Raw genomic sequence first — 25,325 nt, 5'->3', positions numbered from 1 at the left:
GTAATCCGTTATGACAACATTTGACCCGATGCAACTCGCCAATGTCGGCGTGCGCAATTTACAACCTTATCAAGCCGGCAAGCCAATTGAAGAGCTTGAACGCGAGCTTGGTATTCGCGACATTATTAAGCTTGCATCTAACGAAAATCCACTGGGATTGAGCTCGAAGGTTCGGGCTGCGTTACAAGATACGCTGGCGGGATTAGCCCGTTATCCTGATGCAAACGGCTTTTACCTGAAGAGTAAACTGGCGAAAAAATTTGCTCTAGATACTGCGCAAATCACCCTAGGTAACGGCTCGAATGATGTATTGGAGCTGATTGCTCGTACTTTTGTAAACGCGGAACATGAAGTTATTTACTCGCAACACGCGTTTGTTGTGTATCCACTGGTGACCCAAGCCATCGGCGCCAAAGGAGTTGCGGTTCCGGCACGAGATTATGGCCATGATTTAGACGCAATGTTGGCCGCTATCACTGCGAAAACGCGGATGATATTTATTGCTAACCCAAACAATCCAACGGGTACCTTTTTAACCACTGAGGCGATTGCTGCGTTTTTAGCCAAAGTGCCGGAAAACGTGTTGATCGTGCTCGACGAGGCTTACTCTGAATATGTGTCTGAAGCGGAGCGTGCGCCATCGTTTCGATGGGTGCAACAGTATCCTAACTTGGTAGTGAGCCGAACTTTTTCAAAAGCTTATGGGCTTGCGGGTTTGCGCGCGGGATATATGGTCTCACATCCAGCGATTGCCGATTTAATGAATCGTGCTCGCCAGCCATTCAATATGAATAGCCTGAGTTTGCGTGCTGCAGAAGTTGCACTCGATGATGACGATTATCTGCAACAATCAGTCGCGGTCAACGAAGCAGGGATGCAACAGTTGGTCAATTTTTGCGAGCAACACGGGCTTCCCTACATACCAAGTCGCGGTAACTTTTTGACCATAGAAGTAGGCGAAAATGCTGGTGAAATTTATCAGCAATTACTGCATGCCGGTATTATTGTTAGGCCGGTGGCAGGTTATGAACTGCCGCGCCATTTGCGTGTCAGTATTGGCCTACCAGAAGAAAATGAAGCCTTCATTCAAGCCATGAAAGAGATAATCGCCAACTTATGCAAGTCCTCTCGCTAAAAGGCTTTAAACAGTGCGCTGGTACGGTCGATTTGCCGGGCTCAAAGAGTATTGCGAATCGTGCTTTACTGATGGCAGCCTTGTGCACACAAGGGCAAGTCACTGAACTGACCCACATGCTACGCAGTGATGACACTGCCCGCATGCTCGAGGCATTGCGCGCGCTCGGCGTTGAAATTACAGAAATCGATCGTGAAACCTTGCACGTGAAGGGCAACGGCGGAGTTTGGTCGCAGCACCCGCAAGAGTTGTACTTAGGCAATGCAGGCACAGCAATGCGGCCGTTGACGGCAGTGTTGGCTGCAACTTTGTCGGAACCAGTGCGGTTAACGGGCGATGCACGTATGCAAGAACGGCCCATTGGTGATCTGGTCAGTGCGCTGCAATCCGGTGGTGCTCAAATTCGCTATGAACAGCAAGCCGGATTCCCACCGCTCACCATCGAAGCCTCTTTACTTGGCGGCACAGTGCAGGTGAACGGCAGTGCTTCCAGTCAGTATATCTCGGCGTTGTTGATGGCGTTACCACTGTGTCAGCAGGACTCAACGCTGGAGCTGGTTGGTGAGGTGGTCTCATGGCCGTACATAGAGCTTACCCTAGCAATGCTGGCGAGTTTTGGTATCGACATCCAAGTCCACGGCCGGCAAAGCTTTAGTATTAAAGGTGGACAGTTGTATCGCTCACCTGGACGCTATTGGATTGAGGGTGATGCTAGTGCAGCTAGTTATTGGCTTGCGGCGGGCGTGTTAGGCGGTGGTCCACTGCGCATCAACGGTATCGGCAAAAGCAGTATTCAGGGCGATATCGAGTTTATTGACTTTTTGCAGCAGATGGGAGCTAAGGTTACCTTGCATGACGAATCTGCAGTGGTCGAAGGCGGCAGCTTGCAGGGCATAGATGCAGACTTCAATGCGATTCCCGATGCGGCCATGACTTTCGCACCACTGGCGTTGTTCGCGCAAGGTCGAACCTGTATCCGCAACGTCGCGAACTGGCGTATCAAAGAAACCGATCGCCTGCACGCGATGGCGACCGAGCTGAGAAAAACTGGGGCAACGGTTGAAGAGGGCGACGATTATCTCGTGATTGATCCGCCACAGCATCTGCAGCATGCGCAAATAGCGACCTATGATGACCACCGTATGGCCATGTGTTTTTCGTTGCTGGCGTTCACGGAAACCGGCGTCAGCATCGAAGATCCTGACTGTTGTGCGAAAACTTATCCGGAATATTTCACGGTGCTGCAACAGCTCTGTCGCTGAATTGTCAGTAACACGTCGTCAAACATTCACTTAATAAAGATGCAATTTTCTGCCAGATCCGTATAATTGCGGCGCTTTTATTGGCTAGAGGATGCTATGACCGAAACGATTCCAGTGATCACTATTGATGGCCCAGGTGGAGCTGGCAAAGGTACTGTCAGTCGCATTTTGGCAGAAAACTTAGGCTGGCATTTACTCGATAGCGGTGCGATTTATCGTGTACTTGCGTTGGCAGCAATTCATCACGATTTTTCTGCTGAAGACGAAGAAAGCCTTGTAGCACTGGCCCAGAACCTTGACGTTAAGTTCGAGGTAGAGCAGGAACAACAACTGACCCACATCATACTTGAGGGTGAAGATGTCACTATGACAATTCGCACCGAAGAAGTAGGCAATATGGCATCCAAAATTGCAGCATTGCCGCGGGTTCGCGAGGCTTTGTTGCGCCGCCAACGCGCTTTTCGTGAGCTTCCAGGGTTGATTGCTGATGGTCGTGATATGGGCACAGTCGTGTTTCCGTCGGCAGCAGTAAAAGTATTTTTGACCGCGAGTGCCGAGGAACGCGCGCAACGCCGCTACAAACAATTGCTCGAGAAGGGTTTTACTGCTAAAATCGACCAATTAATCGCCGAAATCGAAGAACGTGATGAACGCGATGCGAATCGTGCGGTAGCGCCGATGAAACCAGCGGCCGATGCGCTGGTACTAGATTCAACGAATCTGGCCATTGACGAAGTCGTTGACCAGATTCTCCGGTTTGCCCATGGCAAGCTAACTCATTCTGAGAAAGCAAACACTTAAGTTTGCTAGCTTAGCGGTCTGCAGTAAGGATGCTTGCAGATGAATATTCACAACCCCATCTCACGGGAAGTTTGGTGGATGTACTTAACTGAAGTAAGTTAACTCATATGACAGAAAATTTTGCACAGCTGTTTGAAGAAAGCCTCAAAGAGGTAGAAACCCGCCCAGGTTCGATTGTTAAAGGTACTGTAGTTGCGATTAACCGTGACGTAGTATTGGTTGATGCCGGCCTGAAATCTGAAAGCGCAATCCCAGTCGAGCAATTCCGTAACGCTGAAGGTGAAATCGAAATCAACGTCGGTGACGAAGTTGACGTAGCACTTGACGCAGTTGAAGACGGCTTTGGTGAGACCATCCTTTCTCGTGAGAAAGCGAAGCGTCACGAAGCTTGGTTGGTGCTCGAAAAAGCGTACGAAGACCAAGAAACTGTTACCGGTATCATTAGCGGTAAAGTTAAAGGCGGTTTCACAGTTGATTTAGGTGGCGTACGTGCGTTCTTACCAGGTTCATTGGTAGACGTTCGTCCAGTTCGTGAAACGACCCACCTCGAAAACAAAGATCTCGAATTCAAAGTTATCAAGCTTGACCAGAAGCGCAACAACGTTGTGGTTTCACGTCGTGCTGTTATCGAAACTGAAAACAGTGCAGAGCGCGAAGAATTGCTTGAGAACTTGCAAGAAGGCCAAGAAGTTAAGGGTATCGTTAAGAACCTTACTGACTACGGTGCGTTCGTTGACTTGGGCGGCGTAGACGGTCTATTGCACATCACTGACATGGCTTGGAAGCGCGTGAAGCATCCTAGCGAAGTCGTTAATGTTGGTGACGAAATCAACGTTAAAGTATTGAAGTTTGACCGTGACCGTACTCGTGTTTCTCTTGGCTTGAAACAGCTGGGCGAAGATCCATGGTCAGATATCGCAGCGCGTTACCCTGAAGGTCACCGCCTGCAAGGTCGTGTTACTAACTTAACTGATTACGGCTGCTTCGTTGAAATCGAAGAAGGCGTTGAAGGTCTGGTACACGTATCTGAAATGGATTGGACCAACAAGAACGTTCACCCATCTAAAGTTGTTAACTTGGATGACGTGGTTGAAGTTATGGTGCTCGAAATTGACGAAGAACGTCGTCGTATTTCACTTGGCCTGAAACAGTGCAAACCTAACCCTTGGGAAGAGTTCGCGAAGAACTTCAACAAAGGCGAGAAAGTATCAGGTAAGATCAAGTCAATCACTGACTTCGGCATCTTCATCGGTCTTGATGGCGGTATCGATGGTTTGGTTCACTTGTCAGACCTTAGCTGGAATGCTCCAGGCGAAGAAGCGGTACGTGACTTCAAGAAAGGCGAAGAAATTACTGCTGTAGTTCTGCAAGTCGATGCTGAGCGTGAGCGTATTTCTCTAGGTGTTAAACAGCTAGAAGAAGATCCGTTCAACAATTACCTAGCAGCTAACAAAAAAGGTGCTATTGTTACTGGTAAGGTCATCGAAGTCGATGCCAAGGGCGCTAAAGTTGAACTAGCTGACAGCGTAGAAGGTTACATCCGTGTAGCTGATATCTCACGCGATCGCATTGAAGATGCAACAACTGTTCTGAACGTAGGTGACGAAGTTGAAGCGCGCTTCATGGGCGTTGACCGTAAGAACCGTACGTTGAGCCTGTCGATTCGTGCTAAAGACGAAGTTGAAGAGAAAGAAGCTATCGAAAGCGTGAACAAGCAGCAAGACGAAGCTGACTTCAGCAACGCGATGGCAGAAGCCTTCAAAGCGGCTAAGAACGACGACTAAGAACTATTGGTGTGCTCGGTAGCGACGCAAACAAAGAGGAGCTTAAGATGACAAAATCGGAGCTGATTTTACAGTTAGCGAAGTTGTATCCAGAGCTTTCTCCGCGTCAAGTTGAGGATGCGGTGAAAGAACTTATCGAACAAATGGCTCAGCAATTGGCCAGCGGAGATCGTATCGAGATCCGGGGGTTTGGAAGTTTTTCACTGCACTATCGAGCACCACGTATAGGTCGTAATCCGAAGACAGGTGAAAAGGTTGAACTTGAAGGCAAACATGTGCCCCATTTCAAACCTGGTAAGGAACTACGTGAGCGCGTAGATAACCTAAGTTAACGGAACGATTTTCGCGTCGAGTTCAGCAAAACGGCATGCTATAGTTATGGCATGCCGTTTTTTTATAGCTACGCATGCGAACAGCAAAAAGGAAATGCGATGTTGCGATTCTTATTAATTGGTCTCCCTTTACTGATTCTTTTTCTCATCGCCGTAGCCTTCGGTGCTCTGAACAAGCAAGCGATCCCGTTTGATTTTCTGGTTGGTGAAGTCACACTTCCAGTCGCTGTTCTTACCGGTTTATTTATTTTTATCGGATTTCTACTCGGCCTTCTGAGTATGCTTGGAAAGCAACTCAGTTTGCGAACGGAGAACCGTAAACTACGTAAAGAGCTAAGCGCACGAGAAACGCCTAATGCTTGAATTGTTGTTCCTGTTATTGCCGGTAGCCGCCGCTTACGGCTGGTTTATGGGGCGTAATAGCGTCCGTAATGAAGAACGGCGTGAACAGGAAGAGTTTTCAAAACAATATGTTACGGGTTTAAATTTACTGCTGTCTGATCAACCCGATAAGGCGGTTGACCTCTTTATTCAACTATTAGACGTTGATTCTGATACGCTCGAAACGCATTGGGCGCTGGGAAAATTATTTCGCCGCCGAGGCGAATTTGATCGCGCGATTAAAATTCACCAAAACCTGACATCGCGGCCTGCTATAAGTGAACAGCAACGTCGACATGCGATGTTTGAATTGGGTTTGGATTATCTCGCTGCGGGTATTTTCGATCGAGCTGAAGAAATGCTGTTAGCTTTGCAAACTGACAAAGAGTTTGCTGAGCCCTGTCAGCGCCATTTATTAGAACTCTATGAAGCGACTCATGAGTGGGATAAAGCGATAAAAGTGGCTCTCAAGTTAGCGCGTATTGACGCTAATGCCCAGCCGGTAGTTGCGCAACTGTATTGTGAGCTAGCTAGTTTACAGGATGATCCGACAATCACAGAAAAGTTTTATCAAAAAGCCCGCAAGCATGACCCTGATAATATTCGTGCGGCGCTGTCATTAGGCCGTATGTGGTTTGAGCAGGGCGACTACGAGAAAGCGCAACGCATCTTGAAAACCATTAAGGACGCAGACCCCGCTTTTATTTCTGAAGCTTTGCCGACATTGCAAGCGTGTTACAAAGCGCAAGGCGATGAAGCTGGTTTTGTGCAGTATTTACATCAGTGTGTGAGTGAGGCCAATTCAACCTCAGCTGCCATGCTGTTGTCTGAAGCTGTTGCCGCCGCGGGTACCATTGAAGAAGCAGAACGCTTTATGCAAGCGGCGCTATTGCGAAACCCAACGATGAAAGGCTTTCATAAATTGATGGACTTTCATATTCGTGCGGCTGATGTAGGTAAAGCGCGAGACAGCCTGTTAATGCTGCAAAGGTTGGTGCAGCAGCAGATGCAGCAACGTCCGAAATATCGCTGTCGCCACTGTGGCTTTGCTGGTTCTACATTGTATTGGCATTGCCCGTCATGCCGCACTTGGGGTGAAATTAAACCGATCACCGGACTCGATGGAGATTAAATGAAGCAGTCATCGATTATTTTTGTAGCTCTTGATTACCCTGACGCTGCGCACGCATGGCCACTGATTCACCAATTAGACCCGCGACAGTGTGGTTTGAAAATTGGCAAAGAGCTGTTTACCGCAGCGGGCCCTGAGTTTGTTCGTGAAGTCATTGGCTTGGGTTTTAAAGTCTTTTTGGATTTAAAATTCCATGATATTCCGAACACAGTTGCAAAAGCTGTACGTGCAGCTGCTGAACTCGGCGTATGGATGGTCAACGTTCACGCCAGCGGTGGTCGTCGCATGTTGGAAGCAGCAAAACAAGCGTTGAGCGATTTAGAGCATCCGCCGTTATTGATTGCGGTAACTGTGCTTACCAGCATGAATGCAGAAGATCTAGCCGAAGTAGGGATTACCGTAACGCCAGCAGAACATGTCTTACATCTTGCAAAAATGACCCAAGCAGCAGGTCTTGATGGTGTGGTTTGTTCAGCGCAAGAAGCAGCAATGATTCAACAGGCGTGCGGCAAAGATTTCGTCTTAGTCACCCCGGGCATCCGGCCAAGCGGTAGTGAACAAGGTGATCAGCGCCGAGTTATGACACCTGAGCAAGCGGCACAGCAAGGTATTCAAGTGCTTGTGATTGGTCGGCCGATTACGCAAGCACCTGATCCAGCTGCTGCGCTCACTGCAATTCAAGCTTCTCTTACAACATAATCCGAGCGGCGACACTATCACTTTATAGTGTCGCCAGCTAAGCTTCAGATACTGCACATGCAGGATTTTAAAGGAGCTTAGTTATGTTACGGAAAACCGCAGTACTTAGTCTTTTTATTGGCGCTCTGTCGACGCTTCCGGTAGCACACGCCGTACCGAACCAGAGTCAACAAACCGCCGCGCAAACACAAGAAGTCACTGTTAATTTAAATACCGCATCGGTCGCCGAACTTTCGGCAGCACTGACGGGGGTCGGTACGAAAAGAGCCGAAGCGATTATTGCGTTGCGTGAAAAGTTAGGAGGCTTTAGTGATATCAATCAACTTATGCAAGTCAAAGGAATTGGCCCGCGAATGCTTGAAATCAATAAAGCAAAAATGAAACTCTAAGTTATCAACTGGCAAGTTTGGCGAGACGTCGTTGGTGTAGCCACCAGGCAAGGATGCCGCTCAACGTTCCGGCGCTGTGTAGTAGCCAAACTTTGTCAGTCGTTGCGACCAAAGTGTTTTGCCACCAACCAAGCAGTTCAAACACGAGCTTCAGTACTAAGATGGCCGCCGCAGCAATCACCAAGTAACCTGAGCGCGGTTGCTCGCGGTCAAACCACTCCAACAGTAAGCCCATAGCCAGCATACCGTGATTAACTGCAGATAGCCCCACAAAACGTTCTTCAAAACCACTTAGCCACACCAGCACACTGGTCGTTACCGTTATCACCAACAGCGCGTTTAAATAGGTACGCACACTAAAAAAGCGCACAAACAGCCAAGTGATAAACACCAATGCAATAGCGTTTGCCAGCACATGTGGCTGGCTCAGATGCATAAAGTGTGAAGTCACAAGACGCCATGGTTCTTGCCAGATGACTGGATAATGAAAGTCGAATCGATCTAGTAGCCCGGTAGTTTCGAACTGATAGAAATACGCCCATATCGAAATAATGGCGAGTAGCAAGGCGGTAATCAGTGTTTGATAGCGATTCGACATAGGTCTAACTTATTGATTCCTACATTGTGATTCATGAGCGTGAGCATTATGATAGGGTGATACGTTAATACTGTAAACACACCGAGTCGAAGTAAAGGACCCCGATATGACACGCAATGCATGGGCAATCGCACTGCTCAGTACAGCTCTCCTTAGTGCTTGTGGTAGTGAACCTAGTGATCAGCAGCAACGCGATAAGCGTGAACCAGAAGCGGCAACCGGTATCATCGCTAAACAAGCCGTTCGCGCCAGTGAATATATGGTGGCAGCGGCAACCCCGCAAGCAGCCGCTGCGGGCCGTGAAATATTAGCCAAGGGTGGTGATGCAATCGACGCCGCAGTTGCGGTTCAGGCGATGTTAACCTTGACCGAGCCGCAGTCATCGGGGATCGGTGGTGGCGCGTTTATTTTGTACTGGGATAACGCAAGTCAAACGCTATACACCATTGATGCGCGCGAAAAAGCGCCAACCGCGGCGGGACCCGATTTATTCTTGGATGCCAATGGTCAACCTCCAGAACAATTTTGGGATGCGGTCGTAGGCGGTCGCTCAGTGGGGACACCCGGTGTCTTAAAAGGTCTAGAACTTGCACATAAACGTTGGGGTGAACGGCCATGGCAGGAACTGTTCACGAGCACGATCGAGCTTGCCGAAGCGGGCTTTGAAGTGTCACCTCGCTTAGAGCAACTACTTGAGATGGATTTGAACCCTGGCTTACGTAAGCTACAAGCGAGCGCGGACTACTTTTATCCTAATGGTCAAGCCTTGCAGGCGGGAGAAGTTAAACAAAATCCTGAGTTAGCGTGGGCGCTGCGCTTGATTGCGGAGCAAGGCACAGATGCTTTCTATCGTGGTCCGGTTGGTGAAAAAATCGTGGCAGCGGTACAGTCCAGTGAAGTATCACCTGGTTTGTTGACCACCGAAGACCTTGCCAACTACGAAGCTGTTGTGCGCGAGCCTGTTTGTAATGGCTATCGCTCCTATAAAGTTTGCGGTATGGGTCCACCAAGCTCTGGCGGTCTAACGGTATTGCAGATTCTCGGAATACTAGAAAATTTCCCAGTTGCGCAATGGGAGCCGCAAAGTATCGAAACTGTCCATCACTTCACGCAAGCTTCGCGCTTGGCTTTTGCTGATCGCAATCGTTATATTGCCGACAGTGATTATGTCGATGTGCCGGTGATAAACTTACTCGAAAAGAGTTATTTGGCCGAGCGTTCGCGCTTGATCGGAACCAGCGACTTAACACAGGCACAACCAGGCGTGTTTGCAAGTTATAGCTATGCTGATGATCAGTCGCCTGAATTTCCAAACACTAGCCATATTTCTATCGTTGATGCACAGGGTAACGCTGTTTCGATGACAACAAGTATTGAAATGGGCTTTGGCTCTGCAGTTATGGCAAGTGGCTTCTTACTCAATAACCAGTTGACGGACTTTTCGCTGGTACCTGAAGTTAACGGTACCTTAGTAGCGAACCGTGTCGAAGGCGGCAAGCGCCCGCGTAGCTCGATGTCGCCAACCATGGTCTTTGATCGTTCTGGTGAACAACTCATTCATGTTGTAGGTTCACCCGGCGGCGCACGTATTATCAACTATGTGGCGCAAACACTTATAGGACTGCTGGATTGGAATATGAACATGCAGCAAGCAATTGATCAGCCACATTTTACTAACCTTAATAATTACACTGCGTTAGAGGCAGACACGCCGATGGCTGAACTGGTTTCAAAACTCAAACGCAAGGGGCATGATGCGCGCGTGACAGGGTTGAACAGTGGCCTACACGGCATCACCATCGAGGCTGATGGGACTCTTCTTGGTGGGGCGGATCCGCGTCGAGAAGGTGTTGCGTTGGGCGAACGTAATTAAAGTCACAGACGAGTGAGCGCTAATCGCGCTCACTCGAGCCTTGTTGCACCAGCGGAATATAGTCTTCGTAGCCCTCTGCCGCCATCTCCTCAAGAGGAATAAAGCGCATCGCAGCTGAATTCATACAGTAGCGCAGACCGGTAGGCGCAGGACCATCTTCAAAAACATGGCCCAAATGGGAGCCGGCAAAGCGGCTTAATACTTCAGTCCGCGTCATAAACCAAGACCGGTCAGTTTTGGTCACCACGAAGTCCTCATCGATTGGTTTGGTAAAACTTGGCCAACCGGTTCCTGATTCGAACTTATCTGCCGATGAAAATAACGGTTCACCACTGACGATATCGACATAAATGCCTGCGCGATGCTCATCCCAATATTCATTGGCAAAAGCTCGCTCGGTTTTTGCTTTTTGTGTGACTGCAAATTGTAATGGCGACAAACGTTCTTTAAGTTCACTCTCTGCAGGCTTTTCAAAATTACTAAAACTAGCTGCGGTTATCTTTGTGTTGGGCTCCGACTTTGTCATGGGTTGCTTATCCTTAAACTGAGTAAAATCAACTTGGTATTCATCGCCCCAAGCCGCTTCGGTAAATTGAAAACGGCCTGAGTTAGAGGTGTAAATGAAGTACCTTACTGGATTCTTGCGATAATAATCCTGATGATAACTCTCAGCCTTATAAAAAGTGGTAAACGGCTCTATTGGCACTGTGACGGGTTCAGCGTAAATCTTTTTCGCTTGCAAAGTCGCTTTCTCGCGCTCGGCAATCTGGCGCTGTTGTTCATTGTGATAAAAAATAGCAGGACGGTATTGCTGACCGCGATCGACAAATTGACCGTCAAGGTCGGTCGGATCCATCATCCGCCAGAAAGCTTGTAAAAGGCCGGTGTAACTGACCACTTCAGGATCATAATAAACTTGCACGGCTTCAGTGTGACTGGTGCGCCCACTTGCGACTTCTTCGTAGCTTGGGTCAACCTCTGTACCGCCAGCGTAGCCGGATACAGCTTGACGCACTCCCGGGACCTCTTCAAAGGCTTTCTCAACACACCAAAAGCAACCTCCAGCAAAGGTTGCAACGCGTTCTTCCGCCACAGCAGAAAGTGGTAACAACAGTCCCGTTAGCGGAACTAACCAAATGAGAAAACGCATTACAACCTCCATTATTTATAGGCGCTGCTCCAAAGCTTCAAAGAAGGCTTCAATCCGAGCAGCGTTTTTACCAACATCACTACGACCCAATCTAGATTTACTACGTACATCGACGCGAATTTGATCGTTTTCTTGTTGTAAACGCACGACCACATCATCTTTGAAACCAAACCAAAACGTGGTGTCAGTAGCTTCGATACGACCTTCTGGTAAATCACTAGCGACTAATTGCCAGCCCATATCGTTCACTGTGCTTAGCACGGCTTGAAAAACGCGTTCGCGGTCTTGTACGAAATATTTAGGTTGCAGGTCAGGGTAGGCCTTGCGTTGTTGCTCAGCTGTTTCCGCACCCGCATATTCTACGGGGTTTGGCGCATCTGCGCGTAATGGTGCCACGGCGACGAACGGAGGTGGGTTGTCTAAGTCGGTGCTGATATCATGAATTGCCGGCACCGATTGGGCGGTTTGCAGTTGCTGATAAGGTAAGTAGAAACTTGTGAACGCGGCCAAAGCGGCAACTGTCAGCAAGGCTAACTTGCCACCGCGTGGGCGTTGCCAGATTAGATAAACGATAATGAGTACTACTGCAGCAATGCCGAGATAAGCCGCCCAACGCAAAAGGCTGAAAGCTAGCCCTAGCTCGACGACCTGCCAACGATAAAGAGGTCCTGCAACGAGGAGTAGAAGAAGTGCTGCAAATCCGAGCACAATAAGAACGCTTGCGAGTTTTTTCAACATGATAGGCTCCGAGAAAGTGGTTTGTCAGGGTACGTAATTGTTTATACTCTAGATCATCATACGCGCAACCTCTAATGAGTCACGATGAAAGTTTTACTCTGCTGGCTATCGCTGCTGGGCTCTTTGCTTGTAAGCCCCCTTGCTGCCGAAGAACGCGTCAATTTTTATGCTTGGGGTGGTTCTGATGCGGTCAATCGTTATCTTGAGTGGGCCAGTGCGGAACTTGCTGAACAGCACGGGATTCGCTTGCAACATGTTAAGGTCGCCGATATCAGCGAAGCTGTGGCGCTGATATTGGCAACTGAAGACAGTACACCGATTGACTTGCTATGGGTTAACGGAGAAAACTTTCATATCTTGAAGCAGCAAAATAAATTACTCGGCGACCTACCGCAGAAAGTTGCAAATAGTGCGTTGATTCGTCGTGATTTACAGTGGCAATACGACTTTGGAGTGGCTGTAGATGGCTATGAACTGCCCTGGGGTATGGCGCAATTTCAATTGCTGTTGGCCGCCGAGGTGGGTGCTGAGCAAACAGACGATAACGCACAGCAGCAGGTCAGCCCAGCGGCGTTACTTGCCTTAGCCCAACGCTATCCGGGACGTTTGAGTTATCCAAAACCGCCATCATTTCACGGCACCAGTTGGTTAAAAACTTTGGCTTATCATTTGAGCGAACAGCCACAACTGCTGCAGCAAGCGCCCGCAACTGTTGAGGTGGAGCAGGTGTTGGCTCCACTGTGGGCATACTTGGACCAGCTACATCCGTATTTGTGGCGCGCCGGTGATGAATTTCCTACTTCAGCAGAGCGCCAACGCTTACTATTTAATCAAGGCGTTTTGCTGAATAGCGTCAGCTTTAATCCAAGCGAAGTGCCAGCGCTGCAACAACAAGGTAAGCTACGACCTGACGCGCAAGCCGCCAGTCTTGGCGCTGCCGCATTGAGTAATTTTCATTACCTTGCGATTCCTGCGCAGAGCGAGCGTCAGCAAGCTGCCCTTAAGGTTATCAACTTCTTCCTTAGTCCAGAGGCTCAATCACAAAAAGCCGCGCTCGATGTTTGGGGGGATCCGCCCGTTGTCGAAACCGCGGATGCCGCGACGACAGTTATTTTTCCTGCTCATCCAGAGCCCCATGTGGCGTGGACGGAGTTACTCGAAGCACAATGGTTAGCAAGGTACCAACGATGAATAGAGCATGGCACTGGCTTGTTGCCGTAGCACTATTGTTACTCGTGTTGCCATGGCTCATGGCAGTGCCCGGCATGCCGCTGTCGTTGCCGCTCATCGATGCAGGTGTTTGGCAGTATCCCGGCATTTTTCAAGCATTATTACAGAGCCTAAGTGTTGGTGTCTTCGCTACCCTAATCAGTACACTGTTGGCGAGTTGCTTGATCGCGAGCTTTGCCAACCGAGACCTCACACAGCAGCGGCCAACGCCGATTGACGCTAGCATCGGTGCGACCTTTGCCGCGCCACACTTGGCATTCGCAATCGCTTTTTTATGGTTGTTGACGCCATTTGGTTGGCTCGATCGTTTGTTACCGTTTTCCTTCAGTTGGTTTGAGCAACAATCCTGGTTTACCTTGAGTATGATTTTGATCCTCAAAGAAACCCCGTTTTTACTGGTCTTTGGTGTTTTGCAACTACGCCAGCTACCGCAGCGAAATTGGTTATTACAGGCACAATCACTGGCCGAGTCACCATGGCGCGCTTGGTGGTTATTCGTTTACCCAGCTTGGTTACGGGCAATGCGTCCGGCACTTTATGTGGTAGCAATTTACAGTGTGGCGGTGGTTGATTTAGCTCTGGTCGCAGGGCCGATGAATCCACCCTTGTTAGCGCCATTAGTATTGCAATGGCAATTAGATTTCACTGAAGCGGCGCAATTGTTAGCCGCGCAAGGTTTTTGGTTATTACTAACGCTCGGTTTATTGGGTCTGGTTTGGGTACGTATACAAGAAGGAATCGCATGTAAATGGCTACGGCAGCGCCTTCGTAGACTTGGCCGTGAAACAGCAAAAAAACGGCAACAGCTGATGGTGAAGGGAGTAACACTCCTAACTCGACAATTATTTGTCTGGCTTACGCTACTGAGTCTACTGACATTATTGACGCTGTCAGTAAGTCACAGTTGGTTTTACCCAGCACTGTGGCCGCAGCGCGTATCTCTCGAGGCGTGGTCGATAAATGGTGAAGCCTTACTCGATGCGCTGGTATTGACCGTTGCTCTGGGAGCATTAACGGCATTGTTGGCAACTGCGATGGTAGTGTTACTCTGTGAGTGGCAGCGCAGCCGCAACCAGCGTTTTGCGGATAGTTGGTTTTTGGCTGGATTGTTTGTACCGCAGCTGGTGTTGGTACTGGCTTGGCTCTCTTGGTCAAATCAACTCTCGGAAACCTGGTTGGGTGTCGCCGTGCTCTGGGCCCATGTATGGTTTGCATTTGCCTATGGTTATTTGGTTTATGCTCCAAGCGAACGCAATGTTAGCCAGCAACATCTCATCAGTGGACAGAGCTTAGGCTACGGTTATTGGCGCAGTTGGTGGCGGTTTAAGCGGCCGGGACTGCAAAGCGCCATAAGTTATTGTGTGCTCATTACATTTTTGGTCAGTGTTGCGCAGTATGTGCCGACATTGTTATTGAGCTCGGGTCTATGGCAAACCTTGACCACCGAATTAGTAGTGTTAAGTAGTGGTGCAGAGCGGATGGCTCCGGCAGTCTGGGCCAGCGTCATTTGGTTATTGGCGAGTATCGCCATTGTTTTGAGTACAAAAGTAAAGGTGGTCGAAAAATGGCGTTAACCACAACAGCAGCAGTTCAATTAACTTCATGTCGTCTAACTTGGACTGCTCAACAGTACACTGACTTACCTGCGGTGACGCTCAGCGCAGGTGAGAGTCTTGCGGTCATGGGACCCAGTGGTTGTGGTAAGTCAACTTGGTTGCGTTGGTTGCTCGGCGTTCCACAACCGCATGTCGAAATCAGTGGAACTATTCGTTTATCAGGTCAAGAAGTACAGCAATTACCGATAGAGCAGCGGGGGATCGGTCTGCTAATGCAAGACCAAGCTTTGTTCCCACATTACAGCGTTGCTGACAACTTAGCCTTTGCTTTACGTCGCCACTCAGCTCAGCAAGCGTGTGAGGTATTGGAGGAGGCCCTAACGGCTGTGGGTTTGGCGCATACCAAGCACAAGTACCCGGACCAACTGAGTGGTGGCGAGCGCGCGCGCATAGGTTTATTACGCGCCGTACTTGCTGCGCCAAAGCTGATACTTCTCGATGAACCTTTTAACGCCTTAGATAGTGAGCGCCGGACACAGGTGCGTGACTGGACCTTTGATTTTTTGGCGAAGCATCAGATACCCGCCATTATTGTCAGTCATTACGCGGCTGATTTAGAGCGTGCACATCAACATTGGGATTGGCCAGCTATGCAAAAGGAAACATGATGATAGACGCGGTGTTGTATCGACGCTTGAGCCCACTGCTTGGCGCTTTGGCGCGGCCGTTGGTGAAGTTGGGCATTAAGGCAGATCAAGTTACGATGATTGGCTTTATTTGCGGTCTTGGCGTGCTTCCGGCGCTGTATTTTCAAGCGTATCTGTGGGCCTTACTAGCGATTGTGTTGAACCGTTTTTGTGATGGCTTAGATGGTGCCATTGCACGGCAAAATCATAGCACCGATGCCGGTGGGTTTATTGACAGTGTTTTTGACTTTATCTTTTACAGTAGTGTGCCATTTGGTTTCCTGTTAGCAGACCCCGCCAGTAACGCAGTGGCGGCAGGCTTTTTAATGCTGAGTTTTATGGCAACCGCAGCATCATTCTTAGCCTTCGCTGTATTCGCCAGTAAGCATGGGATAGAAAATCCGCGTTATCCAACCAAATCTTTATATTATATGGGTGGTATTACCGAGGGCTTTGAAACCATCGTTGCTTTTATCTTGTTCTGTTTATGGCCGCAGCATTTCGTCGTACTCGCGTTTAGTTTCGCCGGTCTGTGTTGGTTTACTGCTTTGACACGTCTTTATCTTGGGTATCAGACTTTGCATGGGCTGAATGCTGTGGCTGCCGAAAGGGAATCATCAACAGATAGGTGAGTTTGGTACTCTGTGGCGTCGCAGGGTACTCGTTCAAACCAATCGCGATACCATCTGAGCCAGCTGTTGGCTTGGCAGTATAACTACCAAATAAGCGGTCCCAAAGCGACAAGTTGAAGCTGAAGTTACTATCGGTTTCTCGTTGCACTTGACTGTGATGAATACGATGCATTTCTTGCGTAACAATGAGCGCGCGCACCGGACCTTCGAGACGCCGTGGTAAGGCAACATTGCCATGATTAAACAAAGACGTCGCATTGAGAATGATTTCGAACACTAAAACAGTAAGTGCACCAATGCCAAACACCGCGACCACGGCGATTTTGATGAGCATGCTCAGGACAATTTCGATGGGGTGAAAACGCAAACCTGTGGTGGTATCAAAGTCGGTATCGGCATGATGCATGCGGTGGATGCGCCACAAAATGGGAACTCGATGGAAGAGTCGATGTTGCCAATAGATAGCGCAGTCAAGCACTAAGAAACCTAAGATCCCAGTGAGCCATATTGGCCAGTCAAACTGCTGGAGTAAGCCAACTGACTGTTGTTCAGCCCACAGTGCCGCGCCTACGGCCCCAGCCGGAATTAGTAGTCGTAACACAATACTATCGATGACTACAATGCCAAGATTTGCTGGCCAGCGTTTTTTCGGGCTCAGTTGCGCTTGGCGTTTCGGCGCGAGCCGTTCCCACAGCAGCATGATAGCAAGAATGCCGATAAAGCAGCCTAAACGCCACCACACTTCTGCGGTCATGATCGCTTACCCTTGTTTAGCGCGTTCGTTAGCATAAGGTGGCCAGCCGAGGGTTTTGCCCGCTAGCAAGTGTAAATGAATATGATAGACCGATTGACCGCCGTCTTCGTTACAGTTCATCACCACACGATAGCCGTTTTTCGCGAAACCATGTTGCAACGCAATTTTTTTAGCGACCACAAACAGGTGGCCGACGAGCTCACGTTCGTCTTCTTCGATGTCGTTAATGGTTGCGATAGGTTTTTTCGGGATAATCAACAAATGGACAGGCGCTTGCGGATTGATATCTTTAAAGGCCAAGCTGTGTTCATCTTCGTACACAATTTCCGCTGGAATTTCACGCGAAATGATTTTATCGAAAATAGTTTCAGTACTCATGGTGCTGTCTTCCTTAGCGTTTTTCGCAAATGTTTCCAATGGCATTCATACTAGAGAACTCAACCTCTTAGAACCAGTCCTTTCAGATACAAAGATTCTGGGAAATTGGTTCGCACTGGATGATCGGCCGCTTGGAATAAGCGCTCGATAATGTGTAAAGGGCGCTTGGCATCAAGGCAGGCATCGGCGACGACTTTTTGAAATAATTCACCACTTAATAAGCCCGAGCATGAAAAAGTCAATAAGGTACCGCCTGGGTTCAGTAGTTTACAGGCCATGCGGTTAATATCTTTATAGCCCCGACAAGCACTCATCAAATTCGCTTTGCTATCGACAAATTTGGGTGGATCGAGAATGATCACATCGAAGCGCTCGCCGGTATGATGAAAGTCTCGCAGCGCTTGAAACACATCTAACTGCAAATTGCTTTGTTGTTCCTCAGCAAAGCCATTGCGCAAATGATTTTGCGCTGCTTGCGTAAGCGCTGGCGCTGAAACGTCTAAATTGACCACTTCAGTTGCACCTGCTTGGGCCGCAAACAGACCAAAGCCGCCAGTGTAACTAAAAGCGTTCAACACGCGTTTACCTTTGCAGTAACGGAGCATGGCGTGGCGGCTATCGCGTTGGTCGAGGTAGTAACCGGTTTTATGCCCATGTTGGATATCGACCCCAAGCGCTATGCCATTCTCATTAATCCAAAGGACTTCTGGGGGCAACTCGTTGTTCGCCGCGTAGAGCACTTGGGTCACGCTGGTGAGTCCCTCTTTTTGACGCACATCCACATCGGAGCGCTCATAGATAGAACACTCGGGAAATAACGCGCGCAATGCTGCAACGATGGCATCCCGCCAACGCTCTGCACCGGCGCTTAACAACTGACAAACCAACCAGTTGTCGTATTTATCAATGGTAATCCCGGGCAGTTCATCGGCTTCAGCGGCAACCACGCGCCAGGCGTTACTGTCAATCGCCAGACTTGCCCGTAGCTCGACAGCGGCCCTGATCCGCTGATAGAAAAACCGAGCATCAATGACATCGCTTTGCTGGAAACTCCAGATGCGCGCGCGAATCTGCGAGTGGGGTGACCAAGCTGCGTAGCCAAGCCAATCGCCCTCGGCACTGTGAACACTCACAGTGTCTCCCGCTTCCGGTTGACCTTTGACTTTGGCAATCGCGCCGCTAAACACCCAAGGGTGCAAGCGGCGCAAAGATTTACATTTTGCGGGTTTTAGATGAACGGTTGCCGGCATCAGTTACTTAACTCGCATGCCTGGCTTAGCACCATCGTGTGGGTTAAGAATGTACAAGTCCGCACCGCCAGGCCCCGCTGCCAGTACCATGCCTTCTGACATACCAAAACGCATCTTACGGGGTGCTAGATTGGCCACCATCACTGTGTGTTGACCAATCAGTTTGGCCGGATCATAAGCAGATTTGATGCCGGCGAAGACTTGCCGTGTTTCACTGCCCAAATCGAGGGTCAATTTAAGTAATTTATCTGCACCTTCAACATGCTCAGCGTTGGCAATACGCACGATGCGTAGGTCAACTTTGGCAAAATCCTCGTAGCTAATTTCGGCACTAATTGGGTCTTTCTTTAATTCACCATTATCAGGTTTCGCAGTTGCTTCTGCGTTAGCAGCTTTGGAGTCGTCAATCATTTGTTCTACTTTTTCCATTTCGATACGCTGCAACAAAGCCTTAAACGGCTCAATTGCGTGGTCAGTGAGTAAGTGTTGATGGCTATTCCAGCTGAGTTCCTCATTGAGGAATGCTTCAACTCGTTCGGTTAACGCGGGCACCGCTGGTTTGAGATAAATCATCAGCAAGCGGAACAAGTTGATACCAATTGAGCAGATTTGGTGCACCTGCGCACTGTTTGCCGGATCTTTGATGAGCTGCCATGGCTCGGCTTCAGCAATATAAAAATTCGCTTTATCGGCCAACGCCATGATGTCACGCATAGCGCGCGAAAATTCACGCTTTTCATAGGCATCGGCAATGGTTTCGCCTGCTTGCTGGAATTCTGCTAACAGTGGATGTTCACCCAAATCATTGGCTAGTTTTCCGTCAAACTTTTTCTGAATGAAACCAGCACAGCGGCTAGCAATGTTCACCACTTTGCCAACCAAATCACTGTTCACTCGTTGCGCGAAGTCAGTTAGGTTGAGATCAAGGTCATCAATCCGACTGGTTAGCTTTGCGGCGAAATAGTAACGCAGGTAATCTGGGTCGAGATGGTCAAGATAGGTACGCGCCATAATGAAGGTACCTTTGGATTTTGACATCTTAGTGCCGTTGACCGTAATGAAACCATGCGCCCACACATTGGTCGGTTGGCGGAAGTTGGCACCCTTGAGCATCGCTGGCCAGAATAGACTGTGGAAGTAGATAATATCTTTACCGATAAAGTGATAAACCTCGGCATCGCTATCGGCTTTCCAATAACTATCAAAATCGGCGTTTCCCGTAGTTGCACAGTAATGTTTAAAGCTACTCATGTAACCGATGGGGGCATCCAGCCAGACATAAAAATATTTGCCCGGTGCATCGGGGATTTCAAAACCAAAGTAGGGCGCGTCTCGGCTAATATCCCAACGTTGTAATCCAGCTTCGAACCACTCGTTAAGCTTGTTTGCCATTTCCTCTTGTAGCGAACCTGAACGTGTCCAAGCCTTGAGCATGTCTTCAAACGCGGGCAAATCAAAAAAGTAGTGTTCAGACTCACGTAGCTCTGGCGTTGCTCCTGAAACTGCTGAAGTTGGATTTTTCAGCTCGGTTGGTGCATAAGTTGCGCCGCACACGTCGCAGTTATCGCCATATTGATCGGCCGCGCCACATTTTGGACACTCACCTTTGACGAAACGATCTGGCAAAAACATTTCTTTTTGCGGGTCAAATAACTGTTTGATCGTTTTCGTTTTAATGTGTCCTGCATCACGTAAACGCGTGTAAATTAATTCTGCGAGTTCACGGTTCTCAGGGCTATGGGTGGAGTAATAGTGATCAAAAGCAACGTGAAAATCGCCAAAGTCCGCTTGATGCGCGCGATTCATTTCTTCAATCATTTGCTCTGGTGCAATACCTAATTGTTGTGCCTTCAACATAATAGGCGTGCCGTGTGCATCGTCAGCACACATGTAATGGCACTCATGGCCGCGCATTTTTTGAAAGCGCACCCAGATATCAGCTTGAATGTAGCCAAGCATATGGCCAATATGAATCGGGCCGTTGGCATACGGAAGCGCATTTGTCACCAGAATCTTACGCGTTGCTGTGGTCATCTAATTCGTCCATTTAACTACCATTAAGAAAGTCGTAAAAGTGTACCTGAATCAGTGCTAGCAATCCACCTGCAGTCACCGTATCATGCGGCATAACCACGATATTTTAATGCCTCAAAACAGCTCGGAGCGGTTGATGTTCTGGAACAAGAAAACCTCACGGACAACTAGCAGCAACGCAGCCTCGTTCAGCGATGCCCAACAACAAGCGCTGATTGCATTTCGTTTACCGGGTTGGCAGCAAGCGCTGCCCCTTGATTGGTGGCAATTGAATGAACATGAAATCAGCCTAAAATTGCCATTTTCTGTGCACACCTCATTACTTGATTCGCTGCGCGCGCTGCCCTGTTTCGCCGATTTCAACCTGCAGGTAGATTGTCAGGTCGAAAAACTTCCTAATTCACAACCGGATTTGCCCTTGGTTTACGGCAATGTCATTGTGGTCTCGTCGGGTAAAGGCGGCGTTGGTAAATCATCAGTAGCAGTGCAATTAGCGGTTGCCCTTGCTGAAGCGGGCGCCACGGTCGGCTTATTAGATGCGGACGTTTATGGACCGTCGTTACCGACCATGCTCGGTGGCGCGGACGAGAAGCAATCTACCTCAGCGCAGAACAAACTCATCCCTCATCACCGCCATGGCGTTTATGTAAGCTCCATGGGGTATCTAGCAGATGCCAAAGAAGCCGCCATTTGGCGTGGGCCGATGGCCAGTGCCGCGTTACAACAATTATTTCGCGACACTCAATGGCCGCGCCTAGACTATTTAATTATCGATATGCCTCCTGGCACGGGCGATATTCAGCTCACTTTGGCGCAGAAGCTTCCGGTGACCGGAGCTATTGTTGTCACAACACCACAAAATGTTGCGCTCGCGGATGCTGAAAAAGGCATTGCGATGTTTCGTAAGGTGGGTATTCCGATTATTGGTTTGGTTGAAAATATGAGTTATTACCATTGCCCTAAATGTGGTTTCGAAGAAGCTATCTTTGGTCGTGATGGCGGGCAAAAAGTCGCGACCGAATATACTGTGCCGTTATTGGCACAGCTGCCCCTGGCCAGTGCGTTACGTGAAGCCTTAGATGAAGGCGAACCGCTGTTAGCAAGCGCGCCCGAACATGAACTGAATCAGCCGATTCGTGCTTTGGCTGCAGCTGTAGCTGGGCAACTTTATTTGCAGGAGAAAGCAAAATGCGGTTAACCGATGGTCAAATTGTACAATACCTAGATGCTCAGCGTATTGGCATTGAACCTCGCCCTAAGGCAGAGGATATCAGTGGCGTGACAGTTGATATCCATCTTGGTAATGAATTTCGCGTGTTAGAAGATCACGCCGCTCCCTATATCGACATTAGTGGTCCGCGTGAGGCCATCGAGAGTGCGATTCATCAGATCATGAGCGATCCGATCGTCCTTAAACCGGAGCAAGCCTTTTTTATTCATCCGGGCGAGTTTGCCCTCGCGGTAACGCATGAAAGTGTTACTTTACCCGCTGATATGGTCGGTTGGTTGGATGGTCGTTCTTCATTGGCACGTTTGGGGTTAATGGTGCACGTTACAGCGCACCGTATTGATCCGGGTTGGTCAGGTCAAATCGTGTTGGAATTTTTCAACAGCGGTAAACTACCTTTAGCCTTGCGGCCACATATGAAAATTGGCGCACTGAGTTTTGAGTTGCTTGATGAGCCTTGTGAAAAACCCTATAGCAAGCGCAAAGATGCGAAGTACAAAGATCAACGTGGCGCCGTGGCGTCGCGTATTAGTGCCGACGAAACCAATTCATCGCGCTGAGTTTTTGCGCGCCCAATAAAAAAGCCCGCTGGTGATAACGCGCAGCGGGCTTTTTGCTTCCTGTTAGTTAATTAGCGCAAGGGGCGCGCGTGCGACGCACCACCGAAAATAGCGTTCATTAGCGTGATGTTTAGACCATCTAAGTAGGCACGATAGGTCGGCTCTTGAGCGAAGCTGATCACCATTCCACGACCACGCGGCTGCCACATCAAGTAAGGCTTATGCGCAAGCTGCTGCTTGTTTTCAGCCCACAAATAGCCACTTGCGAGTAACTCGTCTGCGCTGGCGTAGGTCAATAGATTGCGACCGTTGTTAATAGTCAGTGGACGATAAATTTGGTTGCCCACGGTAATGCTGTTGACCGTCGCTGGTACTCCGGCAGTCAGCCAATGCTCTTGGTCAACATCGAGCTTAGTGATCACGCCAGAAGTCCAATAGGGGTCAGTATCGGCACCATTCACATAATTGTGCAGATGTTCGGTCGTTTCTAACAATAAGCCTTCGACTTTAGGTTGTTGGTGCACTTCAACTGTTTGCTCTTTTGCTTCGCTTTCTAGCGCGCTCGCTAACAATTGCTGTTCTACCGCCCAAGCAGTTGAATTACCCATAGTAATCAACACACCGCCACGTTCTACCCATTGCTTCAGGTTCGCTGCACCATCGTCACCAAAAGCACCAGCAAGACTGCCGTAGCTCGAAGGTAGTAGCAGTACATTGTAGTGGCTCAAATCAGCGCGTCGCAGTTGATCAGCACGAATGGCGGTTACCGGATAACCAATTTGGCGCTCTAGCACAAAGCGTGTGTGACCTGCGTTGAGGCTGCTAAAAGGCTCGTCCCATGCCATCGCTATACGCGGCGCATGAACCTTTTGTACATTATTCGAACCGAAGTTCGGACCCTCGGTAATCCAACTTGAATCAACTCCATTTATGGTAGCACCGGTACTCTGCGCTAATGTTGTCAACCGTGCGGCAACATCATCACCATTTTCCGCGAGGGTAAAAATAAGCGAACCTGCAGGGTAGCGCTCACCGGATTTTAAGGTGAAAGCGAGGTCGCTTTGTTTGACCGCTAAACCTTCACGCAAAGCTGCAGCTAGCAAACGGGCACTATTCATGTCGCCCCATGCTGCTATAAACGCAACTTTTGCGTCAGCATTATTGAGCGTACCAGGTTTAATGATGTCGCTACTGGCAATTCGCGTATCAACGCGTGGCGCACGTTCGCAACGTTGCTGCTCTAAGTTAAACATCAACGGCAGTGACCATGCAGTTACATCATAAATTTGGTCCGGCAGGTTATTCGCGCGCAAGCGTTCCTGTTCATCGAGGAAGTCTTGTGCCATGTTCACTTGCTCATCGAGCAGTGTGCGGATCATATAGTGTGCCGGTTGCGCGCTATCGATGATCAAGCTTCCCGCAGCGAAATCTTCACCACAAGCTTCGAACGCCGCGTTACTTTGCTGTACGGTGACGCCATGACGCGTCAACAAACCAGCTAAGCGCTGCACACCAGCAGCATCGCGGTCAGCATTGATGAAAACATAACGCTCATCGCTATCACGACCATCGGCAATAGCTTGTTTACGGTAATTCCAGAAGTTTGTTAACAACCGCTCGCGTTCGCGACTGGCTGTTTCAATAGTGGCTAACGATGCGACAAAATGGCGTTGGACACCATCACCGTAAGTGAGAATGTCGCCGTCTTTAGTGCGGAAGTGATGCCCACGAGCAGACGCCATTTCGTAGGTCATCGCGAGGGTACCGTGATACAGCGGCCAGCTCGCTCCGTAACCAGGATAGAAAGCATCGAAGATTTCACGGGTAAAGTAGTCGTAGCCGTGACGGTCGAACCATTTACCGTTGTTCTCACCAATTGTCCACAGTGACTCGCGTTGGCTCTCAGCAATCAACGGGTTATAAGGACGCGCCTCAGGAGTAAAGTAGTAGCTTTGATCGCCACCCATTTCATGCAAATCGACAAAAATAAGCGGGTAGGTTTCGAGCAGAGCATCCACTTGTCCGGCAACTTCGGGCTGTGTTAACGCCAACCAATCACGATTGAGGTCAAACAAATAATGATTGCTACGACCGTTTGGCCAAGGCTCGTTGTGCTCGGCAGAAATGCGGTCACTACTATGCTCAAGGCCTGCAGTCATGTAGTAACGGCTAACAAAGCGACCGCGGCCATCGGGATTTTGCACCGGGTCGATGAATACCATGGTGTTTTCGAGCATCGAACGGGTGGCATCGTCGTTCGCCGCGAGCAAGTGCCAAGCTGTCAACATTGCCGCTTCTGGTGAAGAAATCTCGTTGCCGTGTACCCCATACGAAAGCCAAATGCTACTTGGCAACTCAGCTAGTAATCGCTCGGCTTCATCACTATCTGTTGCTTGTGGGTTGGCTAAAGCTTGCATGCCAGCGCGATATTCAGCCAGTTGGCTGATATTGGTAGCACTTGAAATTGCAACATAATAGAGTGGACGTTGTTCCCACGTTTCTCCATACGTGATAATGCGCACTTGCTCAGGATGACGCTCAGCGAGCGCTTGAAAATAGTCATAAATGGCTTCGGGACTAGAGATCCGCGATCCCATTGGGTAGCCTAAGACTTGCTCGACCGTTGGTGTTGCTGAGCGGTATTCGGTGTTTAGCCCGAGCGTGTCGGCGATGACGGAAGTCGAGCCTAAGGTCGCTACAGCAATGAGTGCAGCGAGTACGGTACGTTTCATTAAAGTTCCCC

Annotated in this window: 23 protein-coding genes and 1 pseudogene; 16 read left to right on the top strand and 8 right to left on the bottom strand. The window is 49.2% G+C overall.

Going from position 1 to position 25,325, the window contains the following annotated elements:
• Positions 1-10 precede the first annotated feature (10 nt).
• The 9 genes and pseudogenes from hisC (at position 11) to IDAT_RS01585 (ending at position 7,915) form a co-directional block, all read left to right on the top strand.
• Complete coding sequence (gene hisC / locus IDAT_RS01625; RefSeq protein WP_034729625.1) at positions 11-1,135, top strand: histidinol-phosphate transaminase; 1,125 nt, start codon at positions 11-13, stop codon at positions 1,133-1,135.
• A complete protein-coding gene (gene aroA, locus IDAT_RS01620; RefSeq protein ID WP_034729622.1) occupies positions 1,117-2,397 on the top strand; it encodes a 3-phosphoshikimate 1-carboxyvinyltransferase in 1,281 nt (426 codons plus the stop codon). Before hisC ends, aroA begins: the two co-directional genes overlap by 19 nt.
• 96 nt (positions 2,398-2,493) lie before the next feature.
• A complete protein-coding gene (gene cmk, locus IDAT_RS01615; RefSeq protein WP_034729620.1) occupies positions 2,494-3,198 on the top strand; it encodes a (d)CMP kinase in 705 nt (234 codons plus the stop codon).
• Positions 3,199-3,305: 107 nt separating this feature from the next.
• Complete coding sequence (rpsA, locus tag IDAT_RS01610) at positions 3,306-4,982, top strand: 30S ribosomal protein S1 (RefSeq protein WP_034729618.1); 1,677 nt, start codon at positions 3,306-3,308, stop codon at positions 4,980-4,982.
• A 47-nt stretch (positions 4,983-5,029) separates the two neighbouring features.
• Positions 5,030-5,314 carry an integration host factor subunit beta gene (locus tag IDAT_RS01605; RefSeq protein WP_034729615.1) on the top strand — a complete coding sequence of 95 codons (285 nt, stop codon included), beginning with the start codon at positions 5,030-5,032 and terminating at the stop codon, positions 5,312-5,314.
• A gap of 99 nt (positions 5,315-5,413) precedes the next feature.
• On the top strand, positions 5,414-5,677 hold the full coding sequence (locus IDAT_RS01600) for a LapA family protein (protein ID WP_034729612.1): 264 nt from the start codon (positions 5,414-5,416) through the stop codon (positions 5,675-5,677).
• A pseudogene (gene lapB, locus IDAT_RS01595) lies at positions 5,670-6,764 on the top strand (lipopolysaccharide assembly protein LapB); the annotation flags it as partial. The gene IDAT_RS01600 and the pseudogene lapB, both read left to right, overlap by 8 nt.
• Before the next feature lie 63 nt (positions 6,765-6,827).
• Positions 6,828-7,526: an orotidine-5'-phosphate decarboxylase gene (pyrF, locus tag IDAT_RS01590; protein WP_034729604.1), complete on the top strand. Its 699-nt coding sequence runs from the start codon at positions 6,828-6,830 to the stop codon at positions 7,524-7,526.
• 83 nt (positions 7,527-7,609) lie between these two features.
• The gene (locus IDAT_RS01585) at positions 7,610-7,915 is read left to right on the top strand and encodes a ComEA family DNA-binding protein (protein WP_034729602.1); all 306 of its coding nucleotides are present in this window, start codon (positions 7,610-7,612) and stop codon (positions 7,913-7,915) included.
• Between the two features lie 4 nt (positions 7,916-7,919).
• Here the strand turns inward: IDAT_RS01585 and IDAT_RS01580 are convergent, their stop codons facing one another.
• The gene (locus IDAT_RS01580) at positions 7,920-8,513 is read right to left on the bottom strand and encodes a rhomboid family intramembrane serine protease (protein WP_034729601.1); all 594 of its coding nucleotides are present in this window, start codon (positions 8,511-8,513) and stop codon (positions 7,920-7,922) included.
• Positions 8,514-8,619: 106 nt separating this feature from the next.
• Between IDAT_RS01580 and ggt the strand changes: the two genes are divergently transcribed.
• Complete coding sequence (gene ggt, locus IDAT_RS01575) at positions 8,620-10,386, top strand: gamma-glutamyltransferase (protein WP_034729599.1); 1,767 nt, start codon at positions 8,620-8,622, stop codon at positions 10,384-10,386.
• Positions 10,387-10,405: 19 nt separating this feature from the next.
• Here the strand turns inward: ggt and msrB are convergent, their stop codons facing one another.
• A complete protein-coding gene (msrB, locus tag IDAT_RS01570; protein ID WP_034729596.1) occupies positions 10,406-11,536 on the bottom strand; it encodes a peptide-methionine (R)-S-oxide reductase MsrB in 1,131 nt (376 codons plus the stop codon).
• 15 nt (positions 11,537-11,551) lie between these two features.
• Complete coding sequence (locus IDAT_RS01565; protein ID WP_034729593.1) at positions 11,552-12,274, bottom strand: DUF1499 domain-containing protein; 723 nt, start codon at positions 12,272-12,274, stop codon at positions 11,552-11,554.
• Between the two features lie 84 nt (positions 12,275-12,358).
• Here IDAT_RS01565 and IDAT_RS01560 point away from each other — a divergent pair, with 84 nt between their 5' ends.
• Genes IDAT_RS01560 through IDAT_RS13090 form a run of 4 tightly spaced genes read left to right on the top strand, consistent with a single transcriptional unit; the run spans position 12,359 to position 16,378 of the window.
• A complete protein-coding gene (locus IDAT_RS01560; protein WP_034729590.1) occupies positions 12,359-13,465 on the top strand; it encodes an ABC transporter substrate-binding protein in 1,107 nt (368 codons plus the stop codon).
• A complete protein-coding gene (locus IDAT_RS01555) occupies positions 13,462-15,078 on the top strand; it encodes an ABC transporter permease family protein (protein WP_034729587.1) in 1,617 nt (538 codons plus the stop codon). Before IDAT_RS01560 ends, IDAT_RS01555 begins: the two co-directional genes overlap by 4 nt.
• The gene (locus IDAT_RS01550; RefSeq protein WP_051986498.1) at positions 15,069-15,728 is read left to right on the top strand and encodes an ATP-binding cassette domain-containing protein; all 660 of its coding nucleotides are present in this window, start codon (positions 15,069-15,071) and stop codon (positions 15,726-15,728) included. The genes IDAT_RS01555 and IDAT_RS01550 overlap by 10 nt, the downstream gene beginning before the upstream one ends.
• Positions 15,728-16,378, top strand: coding sequence for a CDP-alcohol phosphatidyltransferase family protein (locus IDAT_RS13090; RefSeq protein WP_081909709.1), 651 nt, complete (start codon positions 15,728-15,730; stop codon positions 16,376-16,378). Before IDAT_RS01550 ends, IDAT_RS13090 begins: the two co-directional genes overlap by 1 nt.
• On the opposite strand, the gene IDAT_RS01545 is transcribed toward IDAT_RS13090, so the two are convergent.
• Genes IDAT_RS01545 through metG form a run of 4 tightly spaced genes read right to left on the bottom strand, consistent with a single transcriptional unit; the run spans position 16,287 to position 20,794 of the window.
• Positions 16,287-17,132, bottom strand: coding sequence for a sterol desaturase family protein (locus IDAT_RS01545; protein ID WP_034729585.1), 846 nt, complete (start codon positions 17,130-17,132; stop codon positions 16,287-16,289). The genes IDAT_RS13090 and IDAT_RS01545 overlap by 92 nt on opposite strands.
• A 6-nt stretch (positions 17,133-17,138) precedes the next feature.
• Positions 17,139-17,510, bottom strand: coding sequence for a histidine triad nucleotide-binding protein (locus IDAT_RS01540; RefSeq protein ID WP_034729583.1), 372 nt, complete (start codon positions 17,508-17,510; stop codon positions 17,139-17,141).
• Between the two features lie 59 nt (positions 17,511-17,569).
• Positions 17,570-18,760 carry a class I SAM-dependent rRNA methyltransferase gene (locus tag IDAT_RS01535; protein ID WP_034729582.1) on the bottom strand — a complete coding sequence of 397 codons (1,191 nt, stop codon included), beginning with the start codon at positions 18,758-18,760 and terminating at the stop codon, positions 17,570-17,572.
• Between the two features lie 3 nt (positions 18,761-18,763).
• The gene (metG, locus tag IDAT_RS01530; RefSeq protein WP_034729580.1) at positions 18,764-20,794 is read right to left on the bottom strand and encodes a methionine--tRNA ligase; all 2,031 of its coding nucleotides are present in this window, start codon (positions 20,792-20,794) and stop codon (positions 18,764-18,766) included.
• Between the two features lie 136 nt (positions 20,795-20,930).
• Here metG and apbC point away from each other — a divergent pair, with 136 nt between their 5' ends.
• Together apbC and dcd are read left to right on the top strand one after the other, a co-directional pair.
• On the top strand, positions 20,931-21,992 hold the full coding sequence (gene apbC / locus IDAT_RS01525) for an iron-sulfur cluster carrier protein ApbC (protein ID WP_081909708.1): 1,062 nt from the start codon (positions 20,931-20,933) through the stop codon (positions 21,990-21,992).
• A complete protein-coding gene (dcd, locus tag IDAT_RS01520) occupies positions 21,983-22,582 on the top strand; it encodes a dCTP deaminase (RefSeq protein WP_034729578.1) in 600 nt (199 codons plus the stop codon). The genes apbC and dcd overlap by 10 nt, the downstream gene beginning before the upstream one ends.
• A 71-nt stretch (positions 22,583-22,653) precedes the next feature.
• On the opposite strand, the gene IDAT_RS01515 is transcribed toward dcd, so the two are convergent.
• Entirely contained in the window at positions 22,654-25,314 is a 2,661-nt protein-coding gene (locus IDAT_RS01515) for a M14 family zinc carboxypeptidase (protein ID WP_034729576.1), read from the bottom strand.
• Between the last annotated feature and the right edge of the window lie 11 nt (positions 25,315-25,325).

The sequence above is a fragment of the Pseudidiomarina atlantica genome, from assembly GCF_000753735.1.
Taxonomy (GTDB): domain Bacteria; phylum Pseudomonadota; class Gammaproteobacteria; order Enterobacterales; family Alteromonadaceae; genus Pseudidiomarina; species Pseudidiomarina atlantica.
Note: the sequence above shows the minus strand (reverse complement) of the source record. Positions and strands in the feature narration are given on the sequence as shown.

Excerpts from the sequence above, each read along its gene's own strand:
- hisC (WP_034729625.1), top strand. The coding sequence starts at position 11 with ATGACAACATTTGACCCGATGCAACTCGCCAATGTCGGCGTGCGCAAT.
- aroA (WP_034729622.1), top strand. The coding sequence starts at position 1,117 with ATGCAAGTCCTCTCGCTAAAAGGCTTTAAACAGTGCGCTGGTACGGTC.
- cmk (WP_034729620.1), top strand. The coding sequence starts at position 2,494 with ATGACCGAAACGATTCCAGTGATCACTATTGATGGCCCAGGTGGAGCT.
- rpsA (WP_034729618.1), top strand. The coding sequence starts at position 3,306 with ATGACAGAAAATTTTGCACAGCTGTTTGAAGAAAGCCTCAAAGAGGTA.
- IDAT_RS01605 (WP_034729615.1), top strand. The coding sequence starts at position 5,030 with ATGACAAAATCGGAGCTGATTTTACAGTTAGCGAAGTTGTATCCAGAG.
- IDAT_RS01600 (WP_034729612.1), top strand. The coding sequence starts at position 5,414 with ATGTTGCGATTCTTATTAATTGGTCTCCCTTTACTGATTCTTTTTCTC.
- pyrF (WP_034729604.1), top strand. The coding sequence starts at position 6,828 with ATGAAGCAGTCATCGATTATTTTTGTAGCTCTTGATTACCCTGACGCT.
- IDAT_RS01585 (WP_034729602.1), top strand. The coding sequence starts at position 7,610 with ATGTTACGGAAAACCGCAGTACTTAGTCTTTTTATTGGCGCTCTGTCG.
- IDAT_RS01580 (WP_034729601.1), bottom strand. The coding sequence starts at position 8,513 with ATGTCGAATCGCTATCAAACACTGATTACCGCCTTGCTACTCGCCATT.
- ggt (WP_034729599.1), top strand. The coding sequence starts at position 8,620 with ATGACACGCAATGCATGGGCAATCGCACTGCTCAGTACAGCTCTCCTT.
- msrB (WP_034729596.1), bottom strand. The coding sequence starts at position 11,536 with ATGCGTTTTCTCATTTGGTTAGTTCCGCTAACGGGACTGTTGTTACCA.
- IDAT_RS01565 (WP_034729593.1), bottom strand. The coding sequence starts at position 12,274 with ATGTTGAAAAAACTCGCAAGCGTTCTTATTGTGCTCGGATTTGCAGCA.
- IDAT_RS01560 (WP_034729590.1), top strand. The coding sequence starts at position 12,359 with ATGAAAGTTTTACTCTGCTGGCTATCGCTGCTGGGCTCTTTGCTTGTA.
- IDAT_RS01555 (WP_034729587.1), top strand. The coding sequence starts at position 13,462 with ATGAATAGAGCATGGCACTGGCTTGTTGCCGTAGCACTATTGTTACTC.
- IDAT_RS01550 (WP_051986498.1), top strand. The coding sequence starts at position 15,069 with ATGGCGTTAACCACAACAGCAGCAGTTCAATTAACTTCATGTCGTCTA.
- IDAT_RS13090 (WP_081909709.1), top strand. The coding sequence starts at position 15,728 with ATGATAGACGCGGTGTTGTATCGACGCTTGAGCCCACTGCTTGGCGCT.
- IDAT_RS01545 (WP_034729585.1), bottom strand. The coding sequence starts at position 17,132 with ATGACCGCAGAAGTGTGGTGGCGTTTAGGCTGCTTTATCGGCATTCTT.
- IDAT_RS01540 (WP_034729583.1), bottom strand. The coding sequence starts at position 17,510 with ATGAGTACTGAAACTATTTTCGATAAAATCATTTCGCGTGAAATTCCA.
- IDAT_RS01535 (WP_034729582.1), bottom strand. The coding sequence starts at position 18,760 with ATGCCGGCAACCGTTCATCTAAAACCCGCAAAATGTAAATCTTTGCGC.
- metG (WP_034729580.1), bottom strand. The coding sequence starts at position 20,794 with ATGACCACAGCAACGCGTAAGATTCTGGTGACAAATGCGCTTCCGTAT.
- apbC (WP_081909708.1), top strand. The coding sequence starts at position 20,931 with ATGTTCTGGAACAAGAAAACCTCACGGACAACTAGCAGCAACGCAGCC.
- dcd (WP_034729578.1), top strand. The coding sequence starts at position 21,983 with ATGCGGTTAACCGATGGTCAAATTGTACAATACCTAGATGCTCAGCGT.
- IDAT_RS01515 (WP_034729576.1), bottom strand. The coding sequence starts at position 25,314 with ATGAAACGTACCGTACTCGCTGCACTCATTGCTGTAGCGACCTTAGGC.